This is a genomic window from uncultured Campylobacter sp. (genome assembly GCF_938030685.1).
Lineage (GTDB): Bacteria > Campylobacterota > Campylobacteria > Campylobacterales > Campylobacteraceae > Campylobacter_B.
In genome coordinates this window covers 1-5,831 of sequence record NZ_CALHHX010000011.1, presented here as the reverse complement: position 1 = coordinate 5,831, position 5,831 = coordinate 1, and the positions used below count along the sequence as shown (strand labels likewise).

Below are 5,831 nucleotides of genomic sequence, written 5' to 3'. Positions count from 1 at the left end.
AGCGCTTCGCGGAAATGCTTCGGCGCCTTGCTCTCGACCCTGCCGCGCACGCCGTTAAAGCCCTCGTTTAGAAGCACGCGCAAGCTCCAGCCTGCGCAATACGCCGTAAGGCAGTCCAGATCGTGAATATGGTAGTCTCCGTTTCGGTGCGCTGCGCCCTCCTCTCGAGAGTAAATTTTATCGAGCCAGTAGTTTGCGATGACCTTGCCGGCAGTGTTGTTTATCAGGCCTGCGTTTGAGTAGCTGGTATTGGAATTTGCTAAAATTCGCCAATCCTGCTTGCTGATGTATTCATTGACCGTCTGGGTGCAGTTGATATAAGTCGTATCCTCCTCAAGCCCCAAAATATGCTCACGCTGCATCTTATGCGTGTGGCGGTAGATCATGAAGCTTTTCAAAACGTCGAAATCGCCCGCTTCGAAGAGTTTTTTCTCGATGATATCCTGAATATCTTCGACGCTTAATTTATCTTTAAAAACGATCGCGCCCATTACGTTATCGAAGACTTTTTCGTCAAACTCGCTACCCGCGCTTTTGTAGGCTTTTTTGATAGCATCTTTTATTTTGTAGGATTGAAATTCTTGAAAACTTCCGTCTCTTTTAATGATTTTTTTCATAAGCACCCCGAGAATTTTCTGAATAAATTGGCAGAAAGTATATCAAGGAATCTTTAACTCAAAATTAAAGGAACGAGCGGAATATCCGTTACAAATTTTGCTTATAAAAAACGAAATTTAACCAAATCTCGCTATAATCGCGGAGTTTATTTTATAAAATTTGGAAATGCTATGAAAAATTTTAAAATAAGTTTTTTCGTGATCTTGCTGTGTGCCTTTTTAGCGGGCTGCGCTGCGCTTAAAGGCTCTAAAAGCACGGATAATTCGGCACTTGCAGGAGGCATCGATCACGCAGGATATCCAAACGCATATCTGGAGCGCATCGCAGGCGAAAGCATCGCTGATCTACTCTCAAAGCGTATCGTCGGCAAGAGAGGCGGTAGATTCAGCGTCGTCGGCATCGAACCGCTGGATGGAACGAACGCGCACGGCGTGGATGCGGAATTTTTGAGCAAAAAAATTAGAATTTCGCTGCTGCATTCAGGCAAAGCAGTCGTCACAGACGCCCCAAGTAAAGATGAACTCGTATTTAGCAACGATGGCGTAAGCCGTGACTATCACGCCGTAGAAAGCGGCTCGATCTACGCGCCGGATTACATCTTGGTAGGTAAAATTCTACCGCAAAGCCCTGCTGTGGCAAACGACGGTAAAGCAGGATCTAAAAAAGTAAAAAGCTTAAATTATGCAGCTAAAAAATCTACCGCGCAAGCAAGCGAAAGCCTGCTTTTAGAGCTTTCGATGATAGATACTCGCAACAACAAAAGCGTGTGGAAATACAAAAGAGAGCTTCAAAAGCAAATTTAAAGAATTTTTCGCTAAACTTACGACTTATTTTTTTGAAAGGCGGTGAGGAAAGTGCCTGGAGTAAAGGTATATCCGAACGAATCATTTGACGAAGCTTACAGACGCTTTAAGAAGCAGACCGATCGTAACCTAGTCGTTACCGAGGTGCGCGCGCGAAGATTTTTCGAGCCGATGACGGAAGTCCGCAAAAAGCAAAAAATTTCAGCTCGCAAAAAGATGCTTAAACGTCTTTACACGCTACGTCGCTACGAGTCACGCTTGTAGCAGTTTGCGCGGATTTGCGGATTTTAAATTTGCAGATCTGCGCGAAATTTTATCTCACATCTTTTTAAATTTACAGCCCGCTTAAAATTTTACCCGCCCCGGCAGCGCCGAAATTCCAATCTAAATTTTAAAATTTATCTCTTAAATTTACCCGCCTTTTTGCGGCGCCTGCTTTATACGACATATCCGCCCGCGCGCCACTAAATTTTGAAATTTATTTTTACCTATTCGTTTTTTAGATATACTTCTACATAAATTTCAAGGAGCAACCATGGACTTAAACGACTACCTGCACACTCAAGACCAGCAACCCTCAAACCCGCAAGAAAAAGAAGTAGCACTCATCAAATACACCTTCATCGCGGCCTGCGCCTTAAAAGCTATAGCCGAACTGGTGCTATTGCTATTAGGAATTTACGGCGGATTAGGAGTGCTACTAAGCGCAGCGGCATTCGTGCTTTTTATCTTTAGCATTTATAATATCTCTAAACTTACCGTAAGCCGCAGCCTTTTGCGCAACGTAGCCATTGCCTTTGCGGCGATATTTATAGGCGTATTGCTATTTATATTTTTAGCGGGCGGCATCATCGCTCAAATACTACTTGCATTGGGATTCATCGCATCGTTTCTGTTTTTTTATAGATTTTATCAGGAGCTTGCCGATACTAGCGGAGTTGCGATATTTTCATATTGCTTTATCGCGCTTGTACTTGCAGCTATTGCAAATGCGTTTTTGGCGCGTTTTTCGCTGCCTGCTACGGTGCTGCTCAGCTTAGCGGCTCTTGCGCTTAACGCTTTTGCTATATTCAGCGTAGAGGGTTTTTCTCGTTCGTATTATTCTTATGATCTTAGAGGCAAAAGATAAATTTTGATTGCTTGATCGGTTGTGAAAAGACCAGCAAAGAGCTAAATTTTTAAAATTTAAAATCAAGGAGCAAGCCGTGGTCTATTTCAAACACATATTTCTTGCGCTATTTTGCGGAGCGCTGTTTTGCGGCGTACTTTACGGCGAAAATCCAAATAAAATTTCAAAGCAAAATTCTAAATCCGACTTCATCTGGGGCGTTACGATCGACGACGGCTGGTACGAGGACGCGCAAGATGCCTCGGGCGCGAAACTACAGAGCATCGTGCGCGCCCTGCAAGCCCTACCCGTAAAACCCACCGTGCGCGTCGTTATGTCAAAAGATATCGCAGCGCGCGAGTATGAGCCTCTTTTTAGGCGGCTTAGCGAGGTTTCGTACGTGATGGCCTGCCCCGTGGACTCCTACGAGATGAGCTCGTACAAAAGCGTGAAAAGCTACGAAAAGAGGTTTGCGGACGCCTTCGCTGCTCTCGCGCCCTACGTCGCGATCTGGGAGATCGGCAACGAAATAAACGGCGAAGGCTGGCTGGGGGACGATGCGAATTTCATCGCCGCCAAGATGATCGCGGCCTTCGAGCTCATCCACAAAAAGGGCGCCAAAACGGCGCTTACGGCATATTATACACCGAGCGGAGCGCAGAAAACGCAGATGCGCGAGTGGCTGCAAAAATTCGTACCGCAAGATATGAAAGAGGGGCTGGATTATCTTTTCGTAAGCTACTACGAGGACGATAACGAGGGCTTTGCGCCTGATTGGAACGAAATTTTTACCGATCTGCAAAGCGCCTTCCCCGCTTCAAAGCTCGGCATCGGCGAGTCCGGAAACACGGCGTCGGACGCTACGCAGGCGAGCAAAAAGGCGATGATGAGGCGGTATTATACGATGCCGCGCTACGTGCAAAACTACGTGGGCGGGTATTTTTGGTGGTATTTCGTGCAAGACTGCGTAAAGGGCGCCGAAGCGGGCGCCTCAAACGGCAAAAATCGCGGCGCGCGCGATAAAGCGAAAGCCACAGACGAGCTACTAAAAAGCCTAAGAGAAGCAATAGGCGAAGCGTACAGATAATACGCGGAGGATTTCAAATTTAAAGCAAAATTTTATGCTTTTTAGGTGCAACGAGGTAAAATTTAGATATGAAAACTTTTATAAAAATTTTAAAAATTACCGCCTTGGTCGTGAGCGTTGCATGCGTGCTTTTTGTGCTGTATATATTTGTGATTTTAAATTTGCTTTTTTCATCCGATACGCCCGAGGGTTGCGATCCTAGTATGCCCACTAGCGCTTGCGATTATATCGATGAAAAATTTGAAAAAGAGCTGCAAAATTTGCCCCCGGTCGCCGCTCTGCCACCCTTAGACAAAAGGCCCGTATTTTGGCTAGGCGAGAAAAAATTCGCAGGAGGTGCAAAGTTTGATTATCTATACATTAAGGACGATTTTGGGGTCTGGCTTAGGTATAAAGACAGCGATAGCGACGACTTCTTGCTACAAAAAGATATGCCAGAGCGCTACTATGGATACGACGAGATCGATCGTTCGCCGGACGAAAGGTGGGTAAGTGGAGAGCTTGGATATTATAGCTACGGCATCTACGATATTTCGCTTTTTGAAAATGAAGCCAAGATATTTTCTCAAACGGCGTATAAGGTCGTGAGGAAATTTATCGGCTTCTTTAATCTACACTCTATGAGGGGCACCTCTTTTGCGGCTCCACAAGGCACCGAGGAAAATTTAAATGCTATAAGCGAGCTTCAAACTCCGCTTGCGGATTTTCCGCAAAAACCGAACTACTCTGCGCTTGGTTGGGCTGATAAACCAGAAGCCAGAGGCTATGTCGGAGATGAAATAGCCAAAAAACTCGCTCGCAACGTCTTTGAGATAGAGGGCGATGGGTGGCGACAGACCATCCGTATAAACAGTCGCGCTAAAGACATAAAGGTAATCTGCGGAGATGAAATTTGCCTCGCGCTTGCCTTTGATGAGAGCAAAATCAATAGCTGCGATAACGGCGCTGCATCTACGGCAATTTATACGCTAAATTTAAAGCAAAAATTTAATAATTTTCATACGCTTACTAGTAGGAATTTTAACTACGTAAAGCTCGGCGATAAGTATACTTTAGACGACGTGGAATCCTTTAAAATAGTTTTATCGAGATTCAGATATATTGAAGGGTATAACAAAGGTCGTGAAATCACGGACTACGAGGTTATCTTGCGAAATAGCGAGGGTGAGCAGGTTAATGAAATCTGCAGAAACGAAATTAAGAGGGCTCGCAGTCGCTTGCGATAAATCTAAGATAGCGCTGCAGGATTTGGCATATAAGATCGTGATTTCGGCGCGCTTTAATTTAGCTTTTAAAATTTATGCGAGAATTTTAAAATTCTAAGCTTCAGGCCTTAAAATTTGCCCGCGGAGCTTTTAAAATTTATCGCGCGACTTAGGTTTATTTTATCCGCGCCAAGACAGCGAAATTTTTAGGGCGTCGCGATAGCTAGGCGCAAGATAGCGAAATTTTACAAAGCTGCGGTAAACAAGATACGCAGAGAATGCACGCAAATTTCAAATTTATCTGGATTTTGCCAGCCTACCCGACGCCGAGCACAATTATTTAGCTACAATTCCTCTTGCTCGCTTTACTTTTCGCTTGTCTTGATAGCTATTGCACTTTGCGAAACTACTTGCTGCGCGCCCTTTCGCAAAACTGCACGGCGTGTGGGATTGTGCCCATCGCTCGCAGATTTTGCAGCACATGCGCGCAATAAAATTCTGTAGCACAGGCACTTTCAATAAATTTTGATTTAAAAGCGCAAACATAGAGGCGATTTAAATTTAAAGCTCATGTGCTCCACGGCTAGCCTGCAAGCGCTCTGCCTGCGAGCAGCCCAGCGTAGCAAAAAAGCATACAGACGCATACGCTTAAGACCGCGTTTAGCACACCGATAGCAAATTCTCGCGCCAGCAACAATTGCAGCGTATCGTAGCTGAACGTAGAAAATGTCGTAAAGCCGCCCAGCGCGCCTGCGACAAAAAATATCCGCAGGCTATGCGTTAAATTTAGTGCGAGTAAAAACCCTATCAGCAGGCTTCCCAGCGCATTCACGCAAAAAGTAGCGATCGGAAACGCACTCCAAAATCCGGCGCGATCCATTGCGCGCGCGATCGCTCCGCTTAGGCCTACTCGCGCCATCGCGCCTACACAGCCGCCTAGCCCCGCTAAAATCAAGTTCGTCAATCCAAGTCCTTTTAAAATTTGTAAATTTTATTTCGCTCTCTAGCCT

Annotated in this window: 7 protein-coding genes; 5 read left to right on the top strand and 2 right to left on the bottom strand. The window is 45.4% G+C overall.

Annotated features, from left to right (window positions below):
* Window positions 1-617: anaerobic ribonucleoside-triphosphate reductase (gene nrdD / locus Q0369_RS00475; protein ID WP_298094501.1), on the bottom strand; the 617-nt coding region annotated here is incomplete at its 3' end.
* 171 nt (window positions 618-788) lie between these two features.
* Between nrdD and Q0369_RS00470 the strand changes: the two genes are divergently transcribed.
* The 5 genes from Q0369_RS00470 (at window position 789) to Q0369_RS00450 (ending at window position 4,842) form a co-directional block, all read left to right on the top strand.
* Window positions 789-1,421, top strand: a complete 633-nt coding sequence (locus tag Q0369_RS00470; RefSeq protein ID WP_298094498.1) for a hypothetical protein — start codon at window positions 789-791, stop codon at window positions 1,419-1,421.
* 51 nt (window positions 1,422-1,472) lie between these two features.
* Window positions 1,473-1,685, top strand: coding sequence for a 30S ribosomal protein S21 (gene rpsU / locus Q0369_RS00465; protein WP_005869392.1), 213 nt, complete (start codon window positions 1,473-1,475; stop codon window positions 1,683-1,685).
* A gap of 271 nt (window positions 1,686-1,956) precedes the next feature.
* Window positions 1,957-2,550 (top strand): hypothetical protein, encoded by a 594-nt coding sequence (locus Q0369_RS00460; RefSeq protein ID WP_297989434.1) that lies wholly within the window; start codon window positions 1,957-1,959, stop codon window positions 2,548-2,550.
* A 76-nt stretch (window positions 2,551-2,626) separates the two neighbouring features.
* Window positions 2,627-3,616: a hypothetical protein gene (locus Q0369_RS00455; RefSeq protein ID WP_298094495.1), complete on the top strand. Its 990-nt coding sequence runs from the start codon at window positions 2,627-2,629 to the stop codon at window positions 3,614-3,616.
* 68 nt (window positions 3,617-3,684) lie between these two features.
* Window positions 3,685-4,842, top strand: coding sequence for a hypothetical protein (locus tag Q0369_RS00450; protein ID WP_298094491.1), 1,158 nt, complete (start codon window positions 3,685-3,687; stop codon window positions 4,840-4,842).
* Window positions 4,843-5,404: 562 nt separating this feature from the next.
* Here Q0369_RS00450 and Q0369_RS00445 read toward each other — a convergent pair.
* The gene (locus Q0369_RS00445; RefSeq protein WP_298094488.1) at window positions 5,405-5,785 is read right to left on the bottom strand and encodes a CrcB family protein; all 381 of its coding nucleotides are present in this window, start codon (window positions 5,783-5,785) and stop codon (window positions 5,405-5,407) included.
* Window positions 5,786-5,831: the final 46 nt, after the last annotated feature.

Bases quoted from the DNA above. Each gene is read 5' to 3' on its own strand.
- Q0369_RS00470 (WP_298094498.1), top strand. From the start codon at position 789: ATGAAAAATTTTAAAATAAGTTTTTTCGTGATCTTGCTGTGTGCCTTT.
- Q0369_RS00450 (WP_298094491.1), top strand. From the start codon at position 3,685: ATGAAAACTTTTATAAAAATTTTAAAAATTACCGCCTTGGTCGTGAGC.
- Q0369_RS00460 (WP_297989434.1), top strand. From the start codon at position 1,957: ATGGACTTAAACGACTACCTGCACACTCAAGACCAGCAACCCTCAAAC.